The organism is Microvirga arvi (assembly GCF_016892765.1).
GTDB classification, from domain to species: domain Bacteria; phylum Pseudomonadota; class Alphaproteobacteria; order Rhizobiales; family Beijerinckiaceae; genus Microvirga; species Microvirga arvi.
This window is the reverse complement of record NZ_JAFEMD010000017.1, coordinates 13,413-38,616: the sequence shown is the minus strand read 5'-3', so window position 1 is coordinate 38,616 and position 25,204 is coordinate 13,413. Positions and strand designations below refer to the sequence as shown.

Annotated in this window: 25 protein-coding genes; 14 read left to right on the top strand and 11 right to left on the bottom strand. The window is 60.8% G+C overall.

Annotated features, from left to right (window positions below; all coding sequences use genetic code 11):
• Positions 1-66 precede the first annotated feature (66 nt).
• Together ILT44_RS12580 and ILT44_RS12575 are read right to left on the bottom strand one after the other, a co-directional pair.
• Entirely contained in the window at positions 67-3,135 is a 3,069-nt protein-coding gene (locus ILT44_RS12580; protein WP_204239932.1) for a right-handed parallel beta-helix repeat-containing protein, read from the bottom strand.
• Between the two features lie 467 nt (positions 3,136-3,602).
• A complete protein-coding gene (locus ILT44_RS12575) occupies positions 3,603-3,917 on the bottom strand; it encodes a hypothetical protein (protein ID WP_204239931.1) in 315 nt (104 codons plus the stop codon).
• A gap of 121 nt (positions 3,918-4,038) precedes the next feature.
• Between ILT44_RS12575 and galE the strand changes: the two genes are divergently transcribed.
• The 5 genes from galE (at position 4,039) to tyrS (ending at position 9,614) form a co-directional block, all read left to right on the top strand.
• Entirely contained in the window at positions 4,039-5,031 is a 993-nt protein-coding gene (galE, locus tag ILT44_RS12570; RefSeq protein WP_204239930.1) for a UDP-glucose 4-epimerase GalE, read from the top strand.
• A 225-nt stretch (positions 5,032-5,256) separates the two neighbouring features.
• Complete coding sequence (locus tag ILT44_RS12565) at positions 5,257-5,799, top strand: DoxX family protein (RefSeq protein WP_204239929.1); 543 nt, start codon at positions 5,257-5,259, stop codon at positions 5,797-5,799.
• A 243-nt stretch (positions 5,800-6,042) separates the two neighbouring features.
• Positions 6,043-7,056 carry a LolA family protein gene (locus ILT44_RS12560; protein WP_204239928.1) on the top strand — a complete coding sequence of 338 codons (1,014 nt, stop codon included), beginning with the start codon at positions 6,043-6,045 and terminating at the stop codon, positions 7,054-7,056.
• Positions 7,057-7,178: 122 nt separating this feature from the next.
• The gene (locus ILT44_RS12555) at positions 7,179-8,153 is read left to right on the top strand and encodes a phosphoribosylaminoimidazolesuccinocarboxamide synthase (protein ID WP_204239927.1); all 975 of its coding nucleotides are present in this window, start codon (positions 7,179-7,181) and stop codon (positions 8,151-8,153) included.
• Between the two features lie 207 nt (positions 8,154-8,360).
• Positions 8,361-9,614 (top strand): tyrosine--tRNA ligase, encoded by a 1,254-nt coding sequence (gene tyrS, locus ILT44_RS12550; RefSeq protein ID WP_204239926.1) that lies wholly within the window; start codon positions 8,361-8,363, stop codon positions 9,612-9,614.
• A gap of 62 nt (positions 9,615-9,676) precedes the next feature.
• On the opposite strand, the gene ILT44_RS12545 is transcribed toward tyrS, so the two are convergent.
• Complete coding sequence (locus ILT44_RS12545; protein ID WP_204239925.1) at positions 9,677-10,369, bottom strand: EAL domain-containing protein; 693 nt, start codon at positions 10,367-10,369, stop codon at positions 9,677-9,679.
• 278 nt (positions 10,370-10,647) lie between these two features.
• On the opposite strand from ILT44_RS12545, the gene ILT44_RS12540 reads away from it, so the two are divergent.
• Complete coding sequence (locus ILT44_RS12540; RefSeq protein ID WP_204239924.1) at positions 10,648-11,607, top strand: homocysteine S-methyltransferase family protein; 960 nt, start codon at positions 10,648-10,650, stop codon at positions 11,605-11,607.
• On the opposite strand, the gene ILT44_RS12535 is transcribed toward ILT44_RS12540, so the two are convergent.
• From ILT44_RS12535 to ILT44_RS12525, 3 genes are all read right to left on the bottom strand, one after another.
• A complete protein-coding gene (locus ILT44_RS12535) occupies positions 11,590-11,973 on the bottom strand; it encodes a DUF1622 domain-containing protein (protein WP_204239923.1) in 384 nt (127 codons plus the stop codon). The genes ILT44_RS12540 and ILT44_RS12535 overlap by 18 nt on opposite strands.
• Positions 11,974-12,110: 137 nt before the next feature.
• On the bottom strand, positions 12,111-12,314 hold the full coding sequence (locus tag ILT44_RS12530; protein WP_204239922.1) for a YgaP family membrane protein: 204 nt from the start codon (positions 12,312-12,314) through the stop codon (positions 12,111-12,113).
• 117 nt (positions 12,315-12,431) lie between these two features.
• Positions 12,432-13,163 (bottom strand): L,D-transpeptidase, encoded by a 732-nt coding sequence (locus ILT44_RS12525; RefSeq protein ID WP_239468169.1) that lies wholly within the window; start codon positions 13,161-13,163, stop codon positions 12,432-12,434.
• Positions 13,164-13,421: 258 nt separating this feature from the next.
• Between ILT44_RS12525 and ILT44_RS12520 the strand changes: the two genes are divergently transcribed.
• Positions 13,422-14,000 carry a tyrosine phosphatase family protein gene (locus ILT44_RS12520; RefSeq protein ID WP_204239921.1) on the top strand — a complete coding sequence of 193 codons (579 nt, stop codon included), beginning with the start codon at positions 13,422-13,424 and terminating at the stop codon, positions 13,998-14,000.
• Between the two features lie 65 nt (positions 14,001-14,065).
• Here the strand turns inward: ILT44_RS12520 and cueR are convergent, their stop codons facing one another.
• Together cueR and ILT44_RS12510 are read right to left on the bottom strand one after the other, a co-directional pair.
• On the bottom strand, positions 14,066-14,518 hold the full coding sequence (cueR, locus tag ILT44_RS12515) for a Cu(I)-responsive transcriptional regulator (protein ID WP_204239920.1): 453 nt from the start codon (positions 14,516-14,518) through the stop codon (positions 14,066-14,068).
• Positions 14,515-17,043, bottom strand: a complete 2,529-nt coding sequence (locus ILT44_RS12510; protein ID WP_204239919.1) for a heavy metal translocating P-type ATPase — start codon at positions 17,041-17,043, stop codon at positions 14,515-14,517. The genes cueR and ILT44_RS12510 overlap by 4 nt, the downstream gene beginning before the upstream one ends.
• Before the next feature lie 232 nt (positions 17,044-17,275).
• Between ILT44_RS12510 and ILT44_RS12505 the strand changes: the two genes are divergently transcribed.
• The 3 genes from ILT44_RS12505 to ILT44_RS12495 all read left to right on the top strand — a co-directional run bounded on the left by ILT44_RS12505 (position 17,276) and on the right by ILT44_RS12495 (position 19,717).
• Entirely contained in the window at positions 17,276-18,085 is an 810-nt protein-coding gene (locus ILT44_RS12505) for an endonuclease/exonuclease/phosphatase family protein (protein WP_204239918.1), read from the top strand.
• Between the two features lie 140 nt (positions 18,086-18,225).
• Entirely contained in the window at positions 18,226-18,840 is a 615-nt protein-coding gene (gstA, locus tag ILT44_RS12500) for a glutathione transferase GstA (RefSeq protein ID WP_204239917.1), read from the top strand.
• A gap of 79 nt (positions 18,841-18,919) precedes the next feature.
• Positions 18,920-19,717 carry a glycosyltransferase family 2 protein gene (locus ILT44_RS12495; RefSeq protein WP_204239916.1) on the top strand — a complete coding sequence of 266 codons (798 nt, stop codon included), beginning with the start codon at positions 18,920-18,922 and terminating at the stop codon, positions 19,715-19,717.
• Positions 19,718-19,736: 19 nt separating this feature from the next.
• Here the strand turns inward: ILT44_RS12495 and ILT44_RS12490 are convergent, their stop codons facing one another.
• Positions 19,737-20,090 carry a RidA family protein gene (locus ILT44_RS12490; RefSeq protein ID WP_204239915.1) on the bottom strand — a complete coding sequence of 118 codons (354 nt, stop codon included), beginning with the start codon at positions 20,088-20,090 and terminating at the stop codon, positions 19,737-19,739.
• Between the two features lie 818 nt (positions 20,091-20,908).
• Between ILT44_RS12490 and ILT44_RS12485 the strand changes: the two genes are divergently transcribed.
• The 4 genes from ILT44_RS12485 to ILT44_RS12470 all read left to right on the top strand — a co-directional run bounded on the left by ILT44_RS12485 (position 20,909) and on the right by ILT44_RS12470 (position 23,987).
• The gene (locus ILT44_RS12485) at positions 20,909-21,232 is read left to right on the top strand and encodes a hypothetical protein (protein WP_204239914.1); all 324 of its coding nucleotides are present in this window, start codon (positions 20,909-20,911) and stop codon (positions 21,230-21,232) included.
• Positions 21,233-21,600: 368 nt separating this feature from the next.
• On the top strand, positions 21,601-21,957 hold the full coding sequence (locus ILT44_RS12480) for a hypothetical protein (protein WP_204239913.1): 357 nt from the start codon (positions 21,601-21,603) through the stop codon (positions 21,955-21,957).
• Positions 21,958-22,464: 507 nt separating this feature from the next.
• The gene (locus ILT44_RS12475) at positions 22,465-23,115 is read left to right on the top strand and encodes a hypothetical protein (RefSeq protein WP_204239912.1); all 651 of its coding nucleotides are present in this window, start codon (positions 22,465-22,467) and stop codon (positions 23,113-23,115) included.
• A gap of 695 nt (positions 23,116-23,810) precedes the next feature.
• Positions 23,811-23,987, top strand: coding sequence for a hypothetical protein (locus tag ILT44_RS12470; RefSeq protein ID WP_204239911.1), 177 nt, complete (start codon positions 23,811-23,813; stop codon positions 23,985-23,987).
• 63 nt (positions 23,988-24,050) lie between these two features.
• Here the strand turns inward: ILT44_RS12470 and ILT44_RS31445 are convergent, their stop codons facing one another.
• Complete coding sequence (locus ILT44_RS31445; RefSeq protein ID WP_255549719.1) at positions 24,051-24,185, bottom strand: hypothetical protein; 135 nt, start codon at positions 24,183-24,185, stop codon at positions 24,051-24,053.
• Positions 24,186-24,645: 460 nt separating this feature from the next.
• Positions 24,646-25,194 carry an NUDIX hydrolase gene (locus tag ILT44_RS12465; RefSeq protein ID WP_204239910.1) on the bottom strand — a complete coding sequence of 183 codons (549 nt, stop codon included), beginning with the start codon at positions 25,192-25,194 and terminating at the stop codon, positions 24,646-24,648.
• Positions 25,195-25,204: the final 10 nt, after the last annotated feature.

Here is a 25,204-nt window from a genome sequence, read left to right as displayed (position 1 = left end):
GGAGTTCAATCGCAGAACGAGAAGAGCCCCGGACCTTTCGGCCGGGGCTCTTTGAGCGGGATGGTGTCAGAAGACGAAGAAGTCCTTGTAGGTGAGGGCGAGGTTCTTCGACAGCTGGGCGAACTCCACTGCCTGACCCTTGCCGGAGCCATCTGCGTCATAGGAGAGCACGCCCGTCTTCTTGTTGTAGATCAGGTAGTCGTCCCGCTCCTTCGCCTTGGTGCCGGTGACGAAGAACTCGGCGTCCAGCTGGGTCGGATTGGCCACCGTCCCGCTGCCGAGCTTCTTGAACACGGCGTTGTCGAGCAGGAAGCTGTCGTCCCTGACCTTGAAGTCGACGATCGTGTCGAAGCTCACCTTGCGGTCGGTCGAGGCAGTCCCGAGCCTTGCGTTGAACACGAAAGCATCGCTGCCCGCGTTGCCATAAAGGCGATCGTTGCCGGCTCCGCCATTGACCACGTCATCGCCAAGACCGCCATAGACCCTGTCGTTGCCGCTGTCGCCATAGACCCAGTCGTTGCCGGACCCGCCGTCGACGGTGTCGTTCCCGGAGCTGCCATACACCCGGTCGTTCCCGGAGCTGCCATAGACCCTGTCGTTTCCGGTGCCGCCGCTGGCCCAGTCGTTGCCGGATCCGCCATGAACATAGTCATTGCCGCTATCGCCGTTGACACGATCGTCGCCGCTCTCGCCATAGACCTTGTCGTTGCCGGTGCCGCCATTGAGCCTGTCGTTGCCCCCGCGACCCTTGATCGTATCGTTGCCACCTTGGCCCTTGATGATGTCGTCGATGTTGTCCCGGCCGTTGAGCGTTTCGGATCGGGCGTTGCCGGTGCGGCTGACGACCGGATTGCTCGTGCTGACCGGAGGAGCAGCAGGAACCGGGGTCGGAACCCACGTGTCGCCAACAAGACGTCCATCTGCAAACTGCAGAACATCAATGTTCAGCAGAGTGTCCGTGCCCTCAGTTCCACCGGCGACGGTCCGGTTCGCAAGGAGCCCAGCAATCGTGTAGCTCGCACGGTTGCCGGAGTACTGAGCGATATCGCTTCCTTCGCCGCCGTCCAACGTATCGTTGCCGGCGCCGCCTATCATGGTATCGTCACCCCCATAGCCGTACAGCTTGTTTCCTGCGCTGTTGCCCACGATGGTGTTGCTGAGCTGATTTCCTGCGCCCTCGATGGCCCATTTTGCTAAAGGATCGCCAGGGTTGGCAGGGTCGAGCAGCCAGAGGTTCTCCACATTGGCAGCCAGGGGGCTGGCAACGGAGACGGAGATGGAGCTGATGATGGTATCAGTCCCTTCTCCAGCCGCTTCCGTTACGACATCTTGAGTGTGATCGACATAGTAAATGTCGTTGCCCAGCCCACCCCTCATTTTGTCGCCGCCGCCGCCGCCATCGAGGACGTTGTGCCCGGCATTGCCGTTCAACGTATTTGTGCCGCTATTTCCGACCGCAGTCAGGTTGGCCGTTCCCGTCAGCGTAAGCTCTTCGACTTGAGCCGAGAGCGCATAACTGACGCTGGCAAAGACTTGATCGTAGCCGCCCAAACCGCCATTGGCTTTCTCTACGATGAGATCAACAGCGTCGTCGACGATATAGACGTCGTTGCCATCGCCGCCCTGCAGCGTGTCGGTTCCTCCACCGCCATAGATCGTGTCTGCTCCGCCAAAGCCCTCAAGATTGTTAGCAGCAGCGTTACCAGTTAAAACGTTATTGAGCTCGTTTCCGTAGCCGTTGATGGCGGCGGCGCCCGTCAATGTCAGATTTTCTACGTTGGCTTCAAGGGTGTGCTTGGCCGAAGCGAAGACATGATCAGTACCTTCGTTCGGCTTCTCGGTGACGACGTCTCCGTCCTTGTTGACGATATAGGTGTCGTCGCCTTTACCGCCGGCCATCGTATCGACGCCAGCGGAGCCGGTGAGCGTGTCGGGACCATCGGTTGCAATGCCGCCGGTCATATTACCTGCAATCACCGTTCCGGTTGGTCCTCCGGCGGTGTTCGTGGGCTCCTCACGGATTGCGAAGCGCGCATTCTCCGGGTTGATGACGTTGTTCAGGATCTGCGTGCCGTCTGAATAATAATTCTTGATGGGATTGGTCGCAGGGTTGTTGTCAGGGTTGCCATCCGGGTAATCCTCACGCAGACGGATCTGGACTTCATCGTAAAAGCCTTTGAGCTCCTGCGAATTGTTCGAGATGAAACTTCCCTTGAGGATCGTGTTGTCGGAGCCCTCGATGCGTACGCCTTGGCGCATGTTGTCGTGAATCTCGGCTCCGCTGATGGTCACATTGTCGGACAGCTTGACCAGGATACCCTCGCGGGTGTTGGCATAATAGTCGCCTCCGATGATCTGGACGTTTGTGACATGGGCGATCTCAGCCTCTGTCCCGCGCTGGATATCGCCGCGCTGAACGACAATGCCGGCGCCTCCGGTTGCGCCCAGGCCATTGTGGTGGGCAACGTTGTTCTCGAGAGTGATGTTGGTCGAGGCGTTCTGAATGTTGAAGCCGTGACGATCGTTGCTGTAGGATTCGTTGTTCGCGTAGACGCCGCCGACGACCCCATCGGCCACGAAGCCGTCAAGCCCGTTGTTGTGGGCAACGGAATTCGTGACCGTCATGTTATAGGTGACTTCGTGCGGATTAATCCCGTACGCCGTGCAGTTCATCACCTCTATATCATCGATCGTGATGTTGGTCTGCGTATTCCCAGAATCTGCTTTCACCCCGCAGATGAACCCGGCTTGGTGTCCGATGTTGTTGTCGCGGTTTCCGTCGATGACGAGATTGCTGATGGTGACATTCTCGACAGTCGCAAGATCAGTCCGAACGATGCCGTTGATTCTCGCATCAAAGTTGTTCTCGAGCTTGATCACCGTCTCGCGGTCGCCGGTCCCTGTCAGCTTGACCCCCGAGAGGAGTTCAATGGCGCCTGTCGAGGCGTCTGCCTTGTCTCCCGTGACAACCCATGTTCCCGCGCCGAGTTGAACCTCTACCTGACCCGCCAACGGGTTTTTCAGGTACTCCGCATTGGCTTTCGCGATGGCATCTTTGATCCTCGCGACATTTTCAGCGGCGGCCAGTTCTTCTACGGGATTGGTTGAAGGGCCTTCGACGGTGATGAACGCCATTTTCGGAATTCCTTACTTGAATAAGTCGAGCTGGGGTTTGGCGAGCGTCATCGTCACCGGAACTTCGTCCGGAGGCTGAAGATGCGATGATCGCCAGTTGTCGTGCTTTGCCGCTATCGCTGCGGCACTGTTCAGAGCCGCTTTGGAATCGATCCGAGCTGGCGCCGTCGCCGGGTGGGCGGACGGTCCATTCCAATCCTCAAGGCGGCACCGGATCCCGCCTCGTTTGAATTCATGAGCATCAGGCTATTTCCTCTGCGATAGCTGCTTGATTGCCCAAGATTAAATAGGCATTTTCTCAAATCAGGAATGGAGCAATTTTGTATTGCTGATGCAATTCCGAGTTAACCTGTTCATTGTGGCGATGTAGGCTAATGCTGTTGAAGTATCGGCTCTACCTCGAATGGGTCGAAGGCCTTCAGTGCAAGGCTTAGGAATTATGGCCAAGCTTGAGCATCTGCTCCGCTTCACTTGATCATGTCGAAGAGCTGTCCTGAGCATTGGGCGACGAGGATCAGGAGAAGGATGCCGATGAACCACAGCCACGAACCGCGTCGCTGCGGCGAAGCCTGGGGCTGCGGCGACGATGGCTCGGTCTGAGGGCCGATCACCGGAACGGGAGGCGAGGGCAGACGCTCGATCAATTCGGCCGATGCGGCCGGAATGCTGCCCGTCATCCCGATGAAGCGAAAGCTGATGGGAATTCCGCCCACGAAGCCGACCTCGGCGGGCTGAATCATGGCCTCATAGCGAACCCACCAATATTCCTTGCGATCGTCCATTCTGCATCCGTCCACGGCTGACAGGCTATTCTAACGCTTATCCGCACCGGCTTGATCTGGAAATCCAGAGCCAATAGAGCCAACATGACAAAAAGTTGAGTATGCCGCGGCAGGAGATCCCATGAACGTTCTCGTCACCGGTGGAGCAGGGTATATCGGCGGCCACATGGTTCTGGCCCTGCTCGACGCAGGCCACCAGCCCGTGGTGTTCGACAACCTGTCGACGGGCTTTCGATGGGCTCTTCCCGAAGGAGTGCCTCTTGTGGTCGGCGATGTCGGCGATTTCGAGCTTGTCCTGCGGACTCTGCAGACGTACCGCATCGAGGCCATCGCCCATTTCGCCGCCAAACTTGTCGTGCCGGAATCCGTCGTCGACCCTCTCGGCTATTATCTGAACAACACCGTCAAGAGCCGGTCTCTGATGGCTGCCGCCGTGGCTGCCGGGGTCAAAAAGTTTGTCTTCTCGTCGACGGCAGCCGTTTACGGCAACACATCCGACAAGCCTATCGGCGAGGATGCCCCTCTGGCGCCACTTTCGCCTTATGGCAGCTCGAAGCAGCTGACGGAAGTCATGCTGCGCGACGTCGCGGCTGCCCATGACATGCGCTACGTGGTGCTGCGGTATTTCAACGTTGCCGGATCGGATCCCGCCATGCGCCACGGGCAGTCGACCGCGAATGCCACCCATCTCATCAAGGTCGCGATCCAGACGGCGCTCGGCATGCGGTCCCACATGGAAATCTTCGGCACGGATTACCCGACGCCGGATGGAACCTGCATCAGGGACTACATTCATGTCACCGATCTGATCGCAGCGCATATGCTCGCCCTGAACCACCTCGACACGAGCGGCGAGAGCATGGTCGTGAATTGCGGCTATGGGCACGGCTACTCCGTCTCGGAGGTCATCGAGACGGTCCGCCAAGTCTCCGGAAAGCCCGTGAATGCTCGCGTTGCCCCTCGGAGAGCTGGCGACCCGGTGGCTATCGTGGCGGATTCGACCCGGATCCGCTCCCGTCTGGGGTGGCAGCCGCGCCATGACGATCTCGCCACCATCGTGGAGCATTCCCTGCGCTGGGAGAGCATGCTGCGGGAACGAAATCTCAAGCTGTAAAGACCAGTGGATCGCTAGAGCATCGGACCCAAAAGTGGATTTGCACTTTTGGGATCCATCCGATGCTCAATCTCTAAGACGGCGCATCGTTGATGCGGAAAACCGGGGCCACTTTTCCTCACGATGCGCTGGTCCTGCTAAGCACAGGTTAAGAACATCTGCTTCAAATGCTCATGCACGCAGACGGCCGATTCTCGGCGGAACGCAAGGCTGGAGGGCAGGGGCATGGGTGAGTTCAAGGGCACGGGCGTCAACGGAGTCTTGCTGCTCAACCGCCTTCTGCTGGCAGGCTGCTTCCTGCCCGCTGCCATCGGGCGGATCGCCAACATCTCCGGCTTCGCCGCCACTTTGACGATGAAGGGCGTGCCCTACGGGGATGTGGTGGCCACCCTGATAGTCCTGGCGGAGGTCTTCGGACCGCTGGCCCTGGTTCTCGGCCTTGCGCCTCGCCTCAGCGCCTCCGCACTGATTGCCGCTCTGGTGGTCACGACCGGAACCCTGCATCGGTTCTGGGAGTATGGCGGTCTCACCCGCCAAGCCGAGCAGGCCGTGTTCCTGTCTCATCTCGGCGTCCTCGCCGGACTTCTCTTCTACGCTCTCACCGGGCCTGGAGCCTGGAGCTGGCAGGCCTGGTGGAGCGGCTTCGGCGGGCAGGCGAAGCCGGCCAAAGGCAAGAAGCGCCAGCCTTCCCGTCCGCGCAGCCCGAAGCCCCGGCCTGCGCCGGTTCGGCAGGTTGTGGATGAGGACGAAATGGCGGATGCCGCTTGAGAGGCGGCTCATCCTCGACGCCGCCCTGGACACGACTCGCTCTCACCGTCAAGGTTCCTGCCTTCATTCAGCCTCTAATCCAAACCATAAAGCCTTGAGGAGCCGTGCTTTTGCGCACGGGCATCCCTGTCTTTTCAGGTTAACCGTAGCGTCATGCTCAATCCGTTCTCGCGTTGCATCCTCAGCCTAGCCGTTGCCTTGGCGTGCGCTTCTCCTGCCGCCGCTCAGCAGTCCTCCGACCCGTTGACGCGCTTTCTCGATGGCGTCTTCAAGAAGCCGGCACCTCCGCCTGCGAGCGCGCCTCAGGCCGCGCCCACCACGCCGGCGCCCGCGCGGACGACCCCGCAGGCCCAGGCCCAACCCCAGATGCGTCCACAGCCCGACGTGAAGCCCAAGGTGGCGGATCAAAAGCCTAAGGCTCCGGTGCCCCAAAGGGCAGCGCAGCCCCAGCCGAAGCCGCAGGTTGAGCCTCAGACCGCATCGAAGCCGGAGCCAAAGCCCCAGCCTTCCGCCGCTCTTCCTGAAAAGGTGGACGCCAAGCCTGCCGCGCCCGAGCCCCAGAAGCCGACACCTGCGCCGCCCGTCCAGACGGCCGAGCCGCCCAAGCCCGCAGAGCAGGCTCCGGCCAAGGTCGCCGAGCCGCCGAAGCCTGCACGGTCCACTCCCGCTCAGGCTGCTCCCGCAGTAACGGCCGTAGCCGCACCTGCATCTGCTCCGACGCCGACCTCGCCCCCCGGACCGAAGTCGCCGGAGGAGGCCCTCGACCGGGTGAATGCCTATTTCAACAGCATCGACCAGCTGTCGGCCTATTTCGTGCAGAAGAACCCCAATGGCCAGCAGGCGGAGGGCACATTGTCCATGCGCCGCCCAGGCCAGTTCCACTTCGCCTATGCCCCGCCGAGCACGCTTGAGGTCGTCTCCGACGGCCGCAACGTGGCGATCCGCGACAAGAAGCTCGGCACCAACGACGTCTATCCCGTCGGACAGACACCCCTGAAGTTCCTCGTCCAGGAGAACATCGACCTGTCGCGGGACACCAAGGTGCGCGATGTGCAGGTGGGTCGCGACGGCGTGGTGACCGTCCGTTTCGACGACAGCGCGACGCTGGGCGGTACCTCCAAGATCACCTTGCGTTTCGACACGAGGACCAACGCGCTCAAGCAATGGACCATCATCGACGCCCAGGGCTACGAGACCACCGTGACGCTTTCGGGCCTCAACGCGACCTATCGAAGGGATGCTCGGGCAGGGCAGTAGGCCTCTTCTGGTGGACAGGGCGTGTTTTTGTCCGTCCAGGTCTAGCACGCGAGAGAATTCCGGCTAGAAGTCCGCCTGCTGCTGTCGTAGGGCGGCGCGTCAAAAATCCTTGGCAGGTGAGCATGGTGGATAAAGCAGCCCTCGGAGCCTATGCCGGTTACGTTCTCGAGGACGCGACGATCCCGGAGCTGCCGAACCATTACCGCGGCAAGGTGCGGGACAACTACGACCTGCCTGACGGACGGCGCATCATCATCGCGTCCGATCGCCTGAGCGCCTTCGATCGCAATCTGGCCGCCATTCCGCTGAAAGGCCAAGTGCTGACCCAGACGGCAAAGTTCTGGTTCGAGGCGACGGCGGATATCTGTCCCAACCACGTGATCGAGTATCCGGACCCGAACGTGCTGGTGGGCCGCAGGCTGACCATCCTGCCGGTGGAGATCGTGGTGCGCGATTACCTCGCCGGCACCACGGGCACCTCGATCCTCTCCCTCTACAAGGCCGGCCAGCGCGAGATGTATGGCATCCGCCTGCCTGACGGGATGCGCGACAATGAGAGGCTGCCGCAGACCATCATCACGCCGACGAGCAAGGCGTTCCATGGCAGCCACGACGAGCCCCTGACGCCTGCCGAGATCGTCGGGCAGAATCTGCTCACCGATGAGCAATGGCAGACGGTCTCGGATTACGCCCTCGCGCTCTTCGCCAGGGGCAGGGAGATGGCCCGCGAGCGCGGCCTCATCCTCGTCGACACGAAATACGAATTCGGCATCGACGAGAACGGCCGCATCATGATCGCCGACGAGATCCACACCCCGGACAGCAGCCGCTACTGGTTCCTGGAGAGCTACCGGCAGCGCTTCGAGGCGGGCGAGCGACCCGAGAGCTTCGACAAGGATTTCGTGCGCACCTGGGTGGTCGCCCGCTGCGATCCTTACAAGGACGACATTCCGGAGATCCCGCAGGACGTCGTGCTGGAGACCTCGCGGGTCTATATCGACGCCTTCGAGCGGATCACGGGCCAGGGCTTCGACCTGCCGAACCCGGAGGAGCCGGTGCTGCAGCGAGTGCGAAAGAACCTAAAGGCGTATTTCTGAAGCCGGTTGACGATCCGGCCCCACATCCGTATTTTGTGCCCATGATCACCGGTCGCACCTCTTTCGTGAATTATTTTACGCCGTCCCCATAGGGCGGCTCCGTTCGGTTGCGACCAGACGTTCGATGCCGCCGCTCTCCGGCGGCATCTTCATTTGGTGATCAGGTCTCCGGGCAGCGGCTTCCGCCAATCCCCCAGGAGACAGACAATGAGCACCCCGAAATCCGAATTCCTGAAGACGCTCACGGAGCGCGGCTTCATTCACCAATGCACCGATCTGGCCGGGCTTGATGAGCGTCTCTCGGCTGGGCCGGTCGTGGCCTATATCGGCTTCGACGCAACGGCTGACAGCCTGCATGTCGGCAGCCTCGTACAGATCATGGCCCTGCGCTGGCTGCAGAAGTGCGGTCACAAACCGGTCGTGCTCATCGGCGGCGGCACCTCGCAGATCGGCGATCCGAGCTTCCGCGATGCGGGCCGGCCGCTGCTCGACGGCGAGCAGATTGCCCGGAACGCCGCAGGCTTGAGGCAGGTCTTCTCCCGTTACCTTGCCTTCGGCGATGGGCCGACAGATGCGGTGATGGTCGACAATGCGGACTGGCTCGACCCCTTGCGCTACCTGCCTTTCCTGCGGGACTTCGGCACCCACTTCACCATCAACCGGATGCTGAGCTTCGACAGCGTGCGCCAGCGGCTCGAGCGCGAACAGCCGCTCACGCTGCTCGAGTTCAACTACATGGTCCTGCAGGCCTTCGATTTCCTGGAGCTGTCGCGCCATCATGCCTGCGTGCTGCAGATGGGCGGCTCGGACCAATGGGGCAACATCGTCAACGGCATCGAGCTCGCCCGCCGCATCGACCAGCGCCAACTCTTCGGCCTGACGACGCCGCTGCTGACCACCTCCGCCGGGGCGAAGATGGGAAAGACGGCCAGCGGCGCCGTGTGGCTCAATGCCGAGCGCCTAAGCCCTTATGAGTTCTGGCAGTTCTGGCGCAACGTCGAGGATGATGATGTGGCCCGCTTCCTGCGTCTCTTCACCGAACTGCCGCTCGACGAGGTCCATCGTCTCGGGCAGCTTGCAGGCCAGGAGATCAACGAGGCGAAACGGATCCTTGCTGACGAGGCGACAGGCCTCGCGCATGGGGAGGAGGCTGCACGTGACGCAGCCGACACCGCCCGCCGGGCCTTCGAGGAGGGTGAGAACGCATCCGGGCTTCCGAGCATCAGTCTTGTTCAGTTCGAACTCGACAGAGGCGTGACCGTGGCGCAACTGCTTGTCCAAGCAGGGCTGTCGGCCTCCAAGAGCGAGGCCCGCCGTCTCGTGCTCAACAACGGGGCGAGGCTCAACGGTGCGCTCGTGCAGGATGCGGATTCGCTTGTCACCGCAGCTGACCTCACCGAGGGAGCCTTGAAGCTGACTGTCGGGAAGAAGCGGCATGTTCTGGTGCAGATGAACGATTGAAACCTAGCCGGTGAGAGGCGGACCTATGTAAGCCGTCTCACAGGCTCGTTCATCACTGGCGCTCAGGCGCTGAACGAAACCGGCGGCAGGTTTTCGATGGCGGGACGGGCAAACAGGAAGCCCTGGAACAGGTTGATGCCGGCGCTTTTCAAGGTCGCAAGCTCCGCCTCCGTCTCGATGCCTTCGGCGATGATCGTGATGTCGAGGGCGCGGGCCATCACCAGGATGCCGGACAGGATTGCCTGACGTGCCGCGGAGTCCGTGATCCCGCGGATCAACTCCATGTCGATCTTGATGAGGTCGGTCTGGAAGTTGGCGAGAAGGTTCAGGCCCGCATGACCGGCGCCGAAATCGTCGATGGCGGTGATGAAGCCGAGGCGCCTGTACTCCGCAATGATCCTGGCGACATGCTTCGTGTCCACCATGCGCTCGTTCTCCGTGAACTCGAACATGATGCGCCTCGTGTCGAAGCCGACGCGACGGGCGGCTTCGAGGGAGGTCCTGATGCAGGCCGCCGGTTCATACACGGCATTCGGCATGAAGTTGATGGAAAGCTTCGTGTCCTCTGTTGCCGGAAAGAGGCGTCCTGCCAGTTCGATGGCTTTCACCCGGCAGGCCTGGTCGAACTTGTACTGTCGCTCCTCATCGACCTGGCTCAGTATCGCCCCCGCAGGCTCACCCCTGGTGCCGCGCACGAGCGCTTCGTAGCCCCAGACAATTCCCCGCGTGATATCGATGATCGGATGGAAGGCCATTGTGAAATCGAATGGAAGCGGCCCGCCGTTCCGGCATCCCTGACATCCTGACGTCGTATCTTTCACAGGCGCTTCCGTACGTTTGCTGAAGATTTGCGCAGGCTAGTATGAGAAAAATTCCTTGCGATTGCCCTAATGTGCCTGAAGGGAAAGATAGGCAATTACCTGTGACGGATATCACATCAAGCGCCGGCAAATCACAGTAGGGTGGGAGCAGTTTCAAAGGTCGAGTCCGGGTGACAACGTAACATCCGCGCGAAAATGTGGGAGATGCTTCCATGACCAGCGACCGCTTTGCCTTTCCCCCATCCGATCAGACCGTCTTTCTAACCGATGGCGGTCTCGAAACGACCCTCGTGTTTCTTGAAGGCGTCGATCTTCCCTGTTTCGCGGCTTTTCCTCTGCTGCGCAGCGGGGAGGGGCGTGCGAAGCTCGAGAACTACTTCGCGCCTTTCATCCGCACTGCCGTGGAGCGGGATGTTGGGTTTATTCTCGATACGCCCACATGGCGCGCGAATCCGGATTGGGCCGCGAAGCTGAGCGTCTCGCCCGAAGAGCTGATGGACATCAATCAGGAGGCTGTCCGCTGGGCGGCTCGTGTCCGGGACAGGCTGTCCGACAACCGGGAGCGGGTCCTGATCAACGGTGTCGTCGGCCCGCGGGGCGACGGCTACCGGGCCGATGCGCAGATGACGGCGGAGGAGGCGCAGGCCTACCATGCGCTGCAGGTCGAAGCCTTCCGCGAGGCGGGGGCAGACATGGTGAGCGCCATCACCATGAACTATGTCGAGGAAGCGGTCGGCATCGCCCGCGCGGCCGAGGCCCTCGGCATGCCGGTGGTGGTCTCGTTCACGGTCGAGACGGACGGCCGGATGGCATCGGGAGAGAGCCTCCAGTCCGCCATCGAGCGAACGGATCGCGAGACAGGCCACATCCCGGCGTATTACATGATCAATTGCGCACATCCGACCCATTTCGATGACATTCTGTCGGGAAGCGATGAATGGATCCAGCGTATCCGGGGATTGCGCGCCAATGCTTCGGCGAAGAGCCACGCGGAGCTCGATGAATCCACGGAACTCGATGCCGGCGATCCGCTCGATCTGGCCCGGCGCTACAGAGACCTCCGTGAGCGCATGAAGCACCTATCCGTGCTCGGCGGATGCTGCGGCACGGATCATCGCCACATCGCGGCGATTTGTGACGCCTGTGTCCCGGCCTTAGGCCGCGCGGCTTGAGGAGCGGTCACCCTCGGCTTTGCGCCTCTCCCAGGGCCAGCGCCCTTCGATCTCGACTTCAAGGGAGAAGCTCAGGAAGGTCCGGATCAGGACGATGCCGCCAAGGATCAGGAGGCTCTGGAGGGTCGGCTCGATGGCAACCGTATTGATGATGTCGGCAGCCACGAGAAACTCGAGCCCGAGCAGGATGGCCCGCCCCAGGTTCGAGCGATAGAGATTGAAGGCCTCCGATCCAGAGTGGCCTTTCAGAACCTGCCAGACAACCGCGATGCTCGCGCCGAGGAGCCCAAGGACGATGATGGCGATCCCGCCGATCTCGATGGCGCGTGTCATCACCTTCAACGCCGCGGGGAACCATTCATCCATGGAAGCTCCAATGACTCTGCTACCAACAGAGAGTCATAGGACACTTTGCCGATCTCTCCAGAGGCTCAGGCGGAATGAAGGCCCGGACACAGGCATGCAGGTTCAGGAGATTGGGACGATCACGATGGGATCCGGTGTCAGCTGAAGCCGGGCCTGCTCGGAAGCCCCATGCGCTTGAACATCATCACCACGGGGCACATGCCCGTAAACGAGGCCTGCACCAGATGGGCGCCGAGGATGCCGGTGAGCCAGAGCCAGTTGATGCTGACGGTGACGGCGAGCAGGACGCTGACGATGATGAGCCCGCCGACGGTCAGAAGGATCGCGCGTTCGACTGTCATGACCATGCCTCCAGCAGAGACAGGCTGATCCTACACATCAGACCCGGCAGGTCACCTAAGAAAAAGGGCTAGCCGCCGGCCAGCCCTTTGCTCTGTTCTCAGCTGCTGCAGCCGCGTTCAGTATGCCGACGACACCCGCATCTCGTCGTCCACGTCGAACAGGCGCTGTCCCTGCAGGACGATTACGGGCGAGCCGACCGGCACGCGGCTGTGAAGGTCGATGATGTCCTGATTGAACAGGCGGATGCAGCCGCTCGACACGGATTGACCGATGGACCACGGCTCAGTGGTGCCGTGAATGCGATACATCGTATCGCGGCCGCCGTCGTAGAGATAAAGAGCGCGTGCGCCGAGCGGATTGTTCAGACCGCCTTCCATGCCGCTGGCCCATTTTGCATTGCGCTCGGGCTCGCGGCGGATCATCGATGCCGTCGGCGTCCAGCTCGGCCAAACGGCCTTGCGGCCGACGCGGGCGCGGCCGCCCCAGGCCAGACCCTCCTTTCCAACGCCGATGCCATAGCGGATCGCGCGGCCACCCTCGCGCACGAGGTAGAGATAGCGGGATTGAGTATCGACCACGATCGTGCCGGGCTCCTCCCGACCGTAATACGCGACTTCGCGGCGCAGGAAGCGCGGATCGACTTCGGAAATGTCGGTGGCGGGGAGCGGATGGGGCTCGTCGGGACGCGGCCCGTACATCGCCACGTATGCGGGATCGATGCGGCGCACAGCCTGTTGCGACGGAGACTGCGTGGAAACACAAGCCGCCAGAGCTATGGGAAGAAGCAGCGCGAAGAATCGAGCGGCTTTGTGCAATAAGGAATGGCTAGAGGCCAGTGCAGCAAACATCAGTAGAGGTACCTGCAGTTTCTGATTATTGGATTCATTCGCCGACCCTCACCGGTGACGGCGGCACTCATGGAAAGACATAGCCTTGGCGGTGACGAGAAGGTGGATCTCCCGTGTCGAAAATGTGGCAGAGAGCTGTTGTTGTTTGCAAGACACAGTCTTTTGAACGCAGCGATCCAATTCGGCAGCCGCGAGTTAACTCCATGAAAAGATCTGATAAGGTTTTTGTCCCATTTGGATTTCTGAACGAGTGCTTTGATGCAATCCCTTGCGATACAGATGCTCACGATCTGCGGCATCTCGGAATTGGCAGACCAGCGGGAGCGGCCCGTGACTCATGTGCTCTCGATCCTCGATCCGGATCACCCGGATCCCGAGGCGTTTGAAGCTTATGATCCTCATCACAGGACGATCCTGCGCTTCCACGACATCATCAAGCCCGTGCAGGGCATGATCCTTCCTGAGCCGGAGCATGTGCAGGCCGTTCTGCGCTTTGGTCATGAGGTGGCGGAAGGGCGTGACCAGAGGGTCGAGGGACATCTTCTGGTCCATTGCCACATGGGCGTGTCCCGTTCGACGGCTGCCATGCTGACCCTGATGGCTCAGGCAGGGCCGGAAGAGAGCGAGGATCGCCTCTTCGCGCGTCTGATCGAGATCCGGCCTCAGGCCTGGCCGAACTCCCGCATGGTCGAGTTCGCGGACGAGCTCCTGTCGCGCAACGGGCAGCTCGTCGATGCGCTGCGCCGGCATTATGGTCGTCAGATCCAGCGCATGCCGCGATATGTGCAGTTGATGCACGATCTCGGCCGCAGTCATGAGGTGGAGATGGCGGCCTGAGCATCTGCCTCATGGCACTCTCACCTCATCCTGAGGAGGTGAGAGAGGCTTCTCAAAGGCGCCTCTCACGCTGACACCTTGCCCAATGCGCCGAACTTCGCATCCGTCTTGACGGGAAGCGGCGCCGTCTCGTCGTTGGCCAACTCCTCCAGGATCGGGCAATGCGGTCGCGCATCGCCGTGACAGTTCCTCGCGAGATGCTTCAGGGTCGAGGCCATCTCCTGCAGTTCCTGGATCTTGCGCTCGAGAACGAGTACATGCTCGAGCGCAATCGCCTTCACGTCCTTGCTCGCCCGGTCCCGGTCCTGCCAGAGCGATACGAGATCGGCGATCTGCTCGACCGAGAAGCCGAGATCGCGCGCGCGGCGGATGAAGCGCAGCGTATGCACGTCGTGATCCGCATAAACCCGGTAGCCCGATTCCGTGCGCACGGTCTTCCGGATCAGCCCGATGGACTCGTAGTAGCGGATCATCTTGGCGGAGACGCCCGAGGCTGCAGCGGCCTGCCCGATATTCATGCAACACCTTTGACGGTTTGAGCTGGAAGAGAGATCCCCTGCATGGATGCAACGGGAGCCTTGAAGCGGCGCAGCCTCAACGCATTGCCGATAACGAAGACACTGGAGAGCGCCATGGCGCCCGCCGCCACGATGGGGGAGAGCAGGGTGCCGTTGAACGGGTAGAGCACGCCCGCGGCGACGGGGATCAGCAGCACGTTGTAGGCGAAGGCCCAGAACAGGTTCTGTCCGATGTTGCGGATCGTCGCCTTGGACAGGGCAATGGCGTTCACCACGCCGCGCACATCGCCGGACATGAGCACCACGTCGGCGCTTTCGATGGCGATGTCCGTGCCGGTGCCGATGGCGATGCCGATATCGGCTTCCGCCAGCGCGGGCGCATCGTTGATGCCGTCGCCGACGAAGGCGATCCTGCCATGAGCCTGCCGCAGGCGCTTCACCACCTCGACCTTGCCGTCGGGCAGCACCTCGGCCACCACCTCGTCGATGCCGATCTGCCGAGCGATGGCCTCCGCGGTCCTGCGGTTGTCGCCGGTGATCATCGCGACCTTCAGCCCGAGCGCATGAAGGGCACCGATCGCCTCCGGCGTCGAGGGCTTGACCGGGTCGGCCACCGCGATGATGGCAGCGAGCTTTCCGTCGATGGCCGCATAGAGCGGGCTCTTGCCCTCGGCACCCAGGCGGGCGGCCGTATCGGCAAAATCGGCGATGGAAAACCCGAGCTTCGTCATGAAGCGGTCCGCGCCCACATCCACCTTCCGCCCCTCGACCATGGCCGAGACGCCGAAGCCGGGCACGGCCTCGAAGGCATCGGTGGCAGGCAGGGCGAGACCCCGCTGCTCAGCCGCCGCAACGATGGCCTGAGCGATCGGATGTTCGGAGCGAGCCTCCACGGCGGCAACGAGCCTCAGCGCTTCCGCATCCGAGAAGCCAGGAGCGGTCACGAAGTCGGTAAGGTCCGGGCGGCCCAGGGTCAGGGTGCCGGTCTTGTCGAGGGCGACGACGCCGACCTCCTTCAGGCTCTGCAGCGCCTCGCCCTGGCGGAAAAGCACGCCGAGTTCCGCCGCCCGGCCGGTGCCGACCATGATGGAAGTCGGCGTGGCGAGACCCATGGCGCAGGGGCAGGCGATGATCAGCACAGCCACCGCGTTCACCAGCGCGAAGGTGAGTGCCGGATCAGGGCCGAAGACCAGCCAGACCAGGAAGGTGAGGGCCGCCGCCGCCATGACGGCCGGCACGAACCAAGCCGTCACCCTGTCGACGAGCGCCTGGATCGGCAGCTTCGACCCTTGAGCCTGCTCGACCATGCGGATGATCTGAGCCAGCACCGTCTCGGACCCGATGCGGGTGGCGCGGAAAGTGAAGCTGCCGGTCTTGTTGATGGTGCCGCCGACGACCTCGGCGCCTTGTGCCTTCTGCACCGGCACCGGCTCGCCGGTGATCATGGATTCGTCCACGAAGGAGGAGCCTTCCACGACCTCGCCGTCAACCGGGATCTTCTCGCCGGGGCGGACCTGCACGATGTCGCCCGCGAGGACCTGCTCGAGGGGGACCTCCAGGGCTTCGCCGCCGCGCACTACGCGGGCAGTCTTGGCCTGAAGTCCCATGAGGTGCTTGATCGCCTCGGAGGTGCGCCCCTTCGCCTTGGCCTCGAGGTAGCGCCCGAGCAGGATCAGGGTCACGATCACGGCTGCAGCCTCGTAATAGACGTTGGCCATGCCGGGCGGCAGGAGGCCGGGCAGGAAGGTGGCCACCACCGAATAAGCGTAGGCCGCGCTCGTGCCGAGCACCACGAGCGAGTTCATGTCGGGCGACCAGCGCATGAGGGCCGGCACGCCCTTGCGGAAGAAGCGCAGGCCTGGACCGAAGAGGACCAGCGTGGTGAGAGCAAACTGCAGATACAAGCTCGTGCCATGTCCGAGCGTGCCCATCACCCAGTCATGGACGGCCGGGATGAAATGGGACCCCATGTCCAGCACGAAGACGGGCAGGGTCAGGATCGCTGCGATGGTGAGGGCGTGCCGGAGGCTGGAAATCTCAGCTTCCCGGGCTGCTCGCTCCCGGTCGGTCCGGTCCTGGTCCTGGCGGATGGCCTCGGCCTCGTAGCCAGCCCGCTCGACGGCGTCGATGAGGCGGTCCACCATGTCCGGTCCGCCGAGATAGCGGATCGAGGCCCGCTCGGTAGCAAGATTGACGTGAGCCTCCAGCACGCCCGAGATGCGCTGCAGCGCCTTCTCGACCCGGCTGACGCATGAAGCGCATGTCATCCCGTCGATCTTCAGCTCCACCGTGCTGTCGGACGGCTCGTAGCCGACCGCCCGGATCGCCTCGGCGACAGCGGCGGGGTTGGCCTCGGTCGGCGCAAACTCCACATGCGCCCGCTCGGTCGCCAGATTGACGTTGGCGGCCGTGACGCCCTCGACCGCCCGGATCGCCTTCTCGACCCGGTTCACGCACGAGGCGCAGCTCATGCCCTGAATGGGAATGTCGATCGCATTGATGGAGGCAAGCTTGCCGGCGGCCATGAGGAATCTCCTGATCCTGATATAGGAACAGGGCTTAATCCTTCCAATGATGGGAAGGTCAAGCGTATTCGAAAACCCGGCCCGTGAGAGCTGCCGAGCTTTGGAACCGGGCCTGAAGCAGAGTCATTGATCCGACACGTTTGCTGAATACGCCGCGCTTTCGAGACTCTCGGCTTGTGCTGAGCAGGGCGGTGCCTTTACCTGTAACGAACGATTGAGCCGGTACGAACCTTTGAAGCACAGCGATAACCCGGGGCAAACCCTTCGGATCCTGACCTACAACGTCCACCGCTGGCTCGGCACGGACAGGCAGATCTCACCTAACCGGATCGCTGAGGTGATCGCGTCCTGCGAGCCGGACATCGTCGCGCTCCAGGAAGTCCGTGTCGGTCGCGTACGGGCAGGGGAGGTCGACCAGGCCGCGACCGTGGCCACGGCGCTCGGCATGGACCTGCATTTCCAGCCGACGATCCGCATCCTGGGGGAGCAATACGGCATTGCGGTTCTGACGCGCCATTCCTCGCGCATCGTCAAGTCCGGACGCCTGCCAACCCAGTCCACGCGGCCCTCCTTCGAGAAGCGCAGCGCCCTCTGGGTTGCCGTCGAAATCGATGGGCAGACGATCCAAGTCGTCAATGCGCATCTGTCCCTGCGGTCCGGAGAGAGACGCGCGCAGGCCGCAGCCCTTGTCGGGACGGAATGGATCGGCCATCCCGACTGCGCTGAGCCGGCCGTTCTGCTGGGCGACTTCAACGCGCCGCCCTATTCGCGCTCCTACCGGTTGATCGCGAACCGCCTGCGGGATGCACAGCTTTCCAATTCCTTCGGAGAACCGCAGCCGACCTTTCATACCCGCGCTCCCGTCCTGCGTCTCGACCATGTCTTCGTCACCAAGTCGATTGAGGTGATCGATGCCGGTCCAGTGCGGAACCCTCTCAGCCGTGTGGCCTCGGATCACTTCCCTCTGCTGGCGCACCTGCGCGTTCGCAAGCATACGAAGGCTGCGTCCGCCAGCCATGTTCAGGAGGGCGAACTGCTCTGAATGTCATTTGCCAGCTAAATGAAATACTGTAGCAAATAGTCTAATCGCGCCTTGAAAACGCCATCCTGTGCAGTAGGATTAGGCCATCGTGTTACGTTATATATTTATAAACCCGTGGGGGCGCGGGAAGAAGGGTCACGATGAAGCTGTACTACACCCCCGGAGCCTGTTCCCTAGCGCCGCGGATCATTGCTTGTGAAGCAGGCCTGCAAATCGAATACGACAAAGTCGACCTCAAAACACAAACGACAGCCTCCGGACGGGACTACGTCAGGATCAACCCGAAAGGGTACGTCCCGGCTCTCGTCCTTCACAATGGGGACATCCTGGCCGAGGTGCCGGTAATCCTCGAATATCTGGCGGATCAGGCGCCGTACGCACGCCTCCTGCCGAAGCTGGGCTCTCTGGAGCGTTACAGGGTCAAGGAATGGCTCGATTTCACCGGCGCGGAACTTCATAAGGGCTTTGAACCGCTCTGGCTCGCTCCTATGCCTCCCAAGGCCCGTCAGCTGGCCGTAAGCCAGCTCCAGCGCCGCTTCGCCTATCTCGACCAGTGCCTCCGGGAGCGCTCGTATCTGGCCGGGGACCATTTCACCGTTGCCGACGCCTATTGCTTTACCGTTCTCAGCTGGAGCCGCTTCCACAGGATCGATCTCTCGGCCCACTCGGCAGTCACTGCCTACATGACACGGGTTTCAGACCGTCCGATGGTGAAGCACGCCCTGCAGGCTGAGGGATTGGTGGCACAGGGCTGAACAATCGGACGGGAGGCCTCTCCCTTCGGGTTCCAAAGCTCTTGCCACGGACCGAAGGGGCGGCTAGGCACCCCTTGCCATGTTTCCTGTGTCCGTTTTCATCATCGCCAAGAACGAAGCCGACCGTATCGGGGCGACCATTCGCGCCATCCGGGCGCTGACGGATGACGTGGTCGTGGTCGATTCAGGCTCCAGCGACGGAACTCAGGCTGTCGCCGAGGAGCTCGGCGCTCGGGTCATCTACAATCCCTGGCCCGGCTACGGACCCCAGAAGCGTTTTGCCGAGGATCAATGCCGCTACGATTGGCTTCTGAACCTCGATGCGGACGAGGAGGTGTCTCCGGAGCTCCTGGCCGAGATCCGGGCCCTGTTCTCCCGCGGCGAGCCTCCCTGCAGGGCTTATGGCATCCGCATTGCCGAGACCTATCCGGGAGAGAGCGCCCCGAGCGCGCTGGCCTACCGGATCGCTCCCGTCCGACTCTATCACCGGGATGCAGGCCGGTATTCCTCCTCGCTCGTGCATGACCGTGTGGAACTGAAGCCCGGTACGAAGACCGGACGGTTGAAAGGCCTCGTGCACCACCGGTCCGTGCGCTCCCTCGGCGACCAACTGGCCAAGCTCAACAGCTATACGGACCAGCAGGCGATCGACCTGGAGGTGAGGGGCGTCTCGATCCCCACATGGCGGGTCTATTTCGAGTTCCCCGCAGCCTTCCTGAAGGCCTATTTCGGACGGTTGCACTTCCTGCGCGGCACCTACGGTTTCCTGATTGCCATGAACTACGCCACTTGGCGCCACCTGCGCCTGGCGAAGCATTATGAGCGCAAGCGCCTGAACGGTTTGACCAAGGCTGGCTCCCGAACCGAAAGGGCGTAAGGGGCAGGTTCTCGAGGCGTCAGAGGGCAGCGATGACCTGGATCTCGAGCTTGTAGTCCAGATCCGCCAGCCGGGATTCGACGCAGACCCGGGCCGGAGCATGCCCCGGGAGAACCCAGCCATCCCACACGGCATTCATCTCGTCATAGAAGGCGATGTCGGCAAGCCAGATGGTGGCATGCAGGAGCTTCGACTTGTCGCTGCCGATCTCCGTCAGCGACTGCTCGATCTGCCCAAGGATGTCCCGGATCTGCTCCGATGCGCCTTGGTCCAAGGTCGACTCGGGTACGTATCCGGAGAGGTAAGCCTTGTCGCCGTGGATCACGAGGTCGCTGTATCGCGCGGCAACGCCGATCCGTTGGATATCCGTCACGCGTGCACCCCGCTCGTCCGATAGCCCCGGTCTTCTTCTATCATGGTGCTAGTGAGGTTGATGAGTGTGTTTCGTCACCAGAGCCCGACTCGATTTTAGAATGTGTCGCTTCGTTCCGGTCTCCCGGCAGAGAAGCATCCGTATGCCGAATAGCACAGCGGGCCCACTCAATGAAAGATTGGGCTGCCAAGCTTGTCAGATGCTGGCCAGCAGGAGGCTGGCTCCGATGAAGGAGCTCACGGCGCTAACAAAGAGCAGCAACGCACATTGCAACGATGGGCTATCATCGACCATATGCGGTGGATCCGGAGTAAGGGTGTTACTGTCCTTTGCGGCTCGGCTGTGATCCATGGAGTTGCTCTGCTTTTTTCAAGTCGCGACGTATGATCATCGAACGTGGATGGTCGCCGGTTTATTCCTTCACGAAATTTATAGGACTATTGCCGGGGTGTCGGATTTCCGGACATCGCTCGACAGCATGATTCCAATGTTCTCAAGGATGCGAGCACGGGCCGGTCTTGTCGAATTGATAAATTGCTCTGTGTCAGCAACCATTTGTTAATTCCTCGGGCGCAGCCTCTTTGTGTGCCCAGATGGCACGGTCGTTGTTTCTTCTGGAACTGGCCGTGAAAGGCGGCCTTCCTTGAACGCCATGCGCAACTGGCGCTCTTTCCTTGATGACCGTTTCATCACCAAGACGGTGCACCTTGGTCGAATTAGGCCATACCGTCGGCTGCACACCGAGCGACGGTTTCACGGACGGGCTTCGGATGCCCGCTCAAATGCACGACGCATCTCCAACGGTACAGAGAGGAATCATGATGATTTTCCGCATTGTAACTGCCACCGGCCTCCTGCTCGCTGCCACCAGTGCCATTGCGGCACCGGCGAAGCCAAAACCAGTCTCGGCCCTTGTCATCACAAATGCCCGCGAGGTACCGGCCACTGATGTCGCCATCGGCGCCAACGGGCAGACAATCCGGCTGGCAAAGCCACTTGCTTCGAAAGCAAAAACCACTCTGAGATTGCCGAAGATGACAGGATGCATGGTGGCTGTCGCAGCGACTTTCGAGGATGAATCGTTGGTTGAACTCCCCGAGCTTGATGTCTGCAAGGACAGCACCGTCCGATTCACCGATTAGCGCCTGCTTTATACGGGCAGGAATGCTGAAAGAGGTGGGCGCGGCCCTGAATGGCAGCATCTGAAGAACGACCGGATTCTGCGCTCATCTGACATCTCTGCCGTTTGAACACGACATTTGCTGTCCTTTGCTGGGTAATCTTCAGGCGCATGCCTGATCAGTGATCATACGAAAAAGAATTTACTCCGAGGCTGAGGGGGAATCCTGCACCTTAGCGAGAATCCGTCTTCCCCGCGAGTTGCCGCAAGAAAGCCTACGAGCGATGTCGTAATGTCAGGCGATGGGCTTCCTGAGGGGATTTCTCCATGGGCAGTTTCCTTCCAAACCTGACCCCGGCAGATTGGGCCATCGTTACAGGCGTCACCCTCGTGCCGCTTCTCATGGTCTTTGGCATTTACGTTATCCGCAGCGAGGTGCGGGAGACCCTGCGCATCGAGGCGAAATCGGTCAGGCTCAAAACCAGCAAAGGGGAGCGTCAGAAATGGCGCAGGGAAGCGACGTCCGAGGAGATGCTCAACCTGCTGGATGACATCGAATCGCTACTTCATTTCATAAATGGTGATGAAGCATTCGCCCGGCAGGAGCATCAGGAGGCCGTTCGCCTCTCTTGGATGAGCTATCGTATCCCCATTCGCGTGGCTCTCCTCGGCAGCCTGCTGCTTGCCGGTTTCTTCTCGGCCATCTTCATGGTCATCGCGCAAGGGCCGTCCAATCCCATTCCATGAGGATTGCTCAGCTCATATTGCGTGTGTCGGCGCACGCCCCATGAAAAGTGCGATGACTATGCTGCGCCTTCAACAGCCTGATCGGACGGAGAAGGGTATGCGCAGGATATTCAAATCATTGCGTGCGTTCCCGGCACATGCTGTCAAAACAAGTTCTGATGGATCTCTTGAGATAAGGCCGGAGCGTGTTGAGCGGTATCGATCGACCTTGGCGGATATCGCAACTGACAAAGCCATGTCTGGTAGGTTGCCTTCGGAGCTGCCTCCGAACCTTCACAGAATGATTGAGGCTTGGATCCAAGCCTCCGAGCAGCCAGCCGGTTAGTTGAAGTCTGCAAGGGAGCACACGGCTCGCTGGGGGTGCGCCGTGCTCTCAGCCCTTAGCAACCAAGAAGCTGCGAAAGCATTGATATTTCAATGGTGGCCACCTCGGCTGAGGAGCCGTACCCTGAGCAGCTTGGCTTTTGGCTGGGTTGGCGACGTTCTTCCCTTTTCCGGGGGTGGAGCATGGTGCGGATTTTCCTATCGGTTATCGTTTGTGCCCTTGCTTTCTCTGCCGGAGCGGAGGGTGCGCCCTCCCGCAAACGCAACACGCCTGTGCAGGAGCGAACTTCACCATCACATAAGGCTTTGGAACAAGATGAGTTCCGGTCGTGCGATGTCGCCATCCGTGAGTTCGTTCAAGGGCGAAAGGAGGCTGCGGCGCTTCCCGTCAAAGAGGTGAAGGCCGATGGTTTGAGGATGACGTTGAACTTCGTTCATCCATATGGAGAAAGCGGGGACACCCCTCCGAATCTTGCCTTTACACGGGGCGAATCGATTGAGGAACGTCGTAGCGCCTTGAACGAGGCGAAGCAAAAAGCCCGAATGCTGGCAGAAGCAGCCAAAACGGGAAGTGTCTGGTATGTGATTGTTCTGAAGAAAGAGAGCGATTCAGGTGATGAGCGCCGTAGTCCAGCCAGCGCACAGGCAGGTGAAGGTCATCACTCCATTGCTGATGCTGTGGTTATGGCCAGCATCGACGGCCGCTGCATCACCGTCTCGCAATACGCGTCCATTCCTCTCGGCAGCCTGAGTGGCGAGTTGCGACAATTGCTAGGGCAACGGGAGCAGGAGGCGTCGCCGGCTGAAACATCTCCTCAGCCGCCTCCGTCATGACAGTGGCTATGGCATAATGCGTGAGCGGCGTACGCCGCGAGATTGGTCTTGAGCTAGGGAGATTGGGTCATGGCACATCGTGAACAGCACGGGAATCGTGAAACGAAAAAGCCCAAAAAGAACAAAGGCAGCCGCAGCGCCGAGCCCAAAAAGTGGGACGTCACACAGATTGTGGAGGCAGTCGCCACATCGAAGCATTAGTCGATTCTACCTCTTGGAGCGAACTGCCAACCCCATAGCCGCGTTCCTCTCTCATCTCGTGAGGCAGCACGGTAGAGGCATCAATACTGCCCCACGGACCTGATCCTCGGGATCGGGCCCACTCTATTATCGGTTTGTAGAAGTTAGGGATTTGCGCCGGCTTGGAACTCCTGCTCCTGAGCTGCATTACGGCTTGGTCGCGTAGCGTATGCGTTCCTGACCATCTAACCAGGACACTCACTATGCTCAGACAGTCAATCTGCGGCTTTGCCAAGCGCGTTGATGATACAGTCGCTCGTGCTATGGCCATCCTCCAAGACAGACCAGATTTCACTGCCAAGCCTAAGAACCGCACCGTCTCAGGCGGTAGAAAGTCTCACGAGACAACCTGAGCAGGAATCAGATCGCGACGAACTGCTTGGTGCCCGTCATCCAAAGGCGGATCGCTTCTTGGGCACTTTGCTGAAATGGCTCTCCAAGGTGGAGATGAGCAGATGCTGGTCTGGGCCGCACTTCCAATCCTAGTACTCGCTGCACTTGCCTGCGGCCCCTTACACGACAGCATACCGGCTGCCGTCGAGCCGCTCGCTCAACTGGCAGCCGTTCTCAGCCTCTTCGTTCTGGTCTGCGCCATGGAGGCGGGAGGGCGCAACAAAGACAGTGGCGGTTAGCAGGGTCATTGGGCAACCGGCCGTGAACATGGCAGCCTTTGAAAGTGGCCTTAGTGGTTTTTCTCATCCGAAATTGAGAATGACCCATGCGCACACGCCGAGCGCTGGCAGCAACCCCATCCATTCGAGAGCACGCATCGACCAGTTGCTGTCGGGGGAGCCTTTTGCGGCATTCGGTGAATCCATTTCGTAATTCACGAATATCCTCCTATGAGGCGCAACGCAGTTTGGCGTCCATACGACAATAAATTACCTGTTAACCAGGAAACCTTGCCGTGCGCCTCAACACACCAAGCGAGAGGAGCGGCATCTTGGTCAGAGGCTAGCCAGCAAAAGGCTTGCCCCAATGAACGAGCCCATAGAGGCAACAAAGAGGATTGATGCACGCTGAAGGGACGGGCCCTTGTTTGTCGGAGGCGCAGGGTCTGAAGCAGAACCTGATACTGCTTCGGGATGACGATTGCCATTCATAGGCTTCTCCTGCATCTGGCTTCACGCTGTATCGTCAGCAAACGCAGGAGGGTTCTCGTCTATTCCCTCACGAAGTTTATAGAAATGTTTCGAGAGCAGCGATTGAAGATCGGTATCTACTCTGCCCAAGCAACGAAGCGACTGATCACGTGGTGGCAAAACTCAGCCACATTGCGCCGGGGCGATCCTAAACTCCAAGCAGGTTGGCCGCCTTGAGCCCGATCATCAGCAATCCTGCATGCTGGGCGTGAACCAACTCCCCCGCCAGCGCCATCCGGAGAACTTCGTCAGCTGGCAGCCGTACGACGGTGATATCCTCCTCCGGGTCCGGCGCCAGTCGCTTTGCGATGACGGCCGGCTGTGCAAGAACCACGTGCACTTTATTCGTATGCGTGGCCGGGTTGGGTGAGAGGCTTGCGAGAAGGCGAAAGTCATCGGCCGCATAGCCGGTTTCTTCAGCCAGCTCGCGTCTCGCTGCTGCGACAGGATCGCTGTCCTGCACATCGATGATGCCGCCCGGCAGCTCTAGCGTCGTTCCGCCAAAGCCATGGCGATATTGCTGGACGAGAATGATGTGGTTATCGGCATCCAGTGCAACGACGTGCACCCAGTCCGGGTATTCGAGAACATAGAATGGTGCAATTTCCACGCCTGACCGCGTTAAGCAGTCGTCTGCTCGAACGAAGATCCACCGGTCGCGGAAAACAATACGGGATCCAGTGACCTGCCAGCCCATAGAACACCAT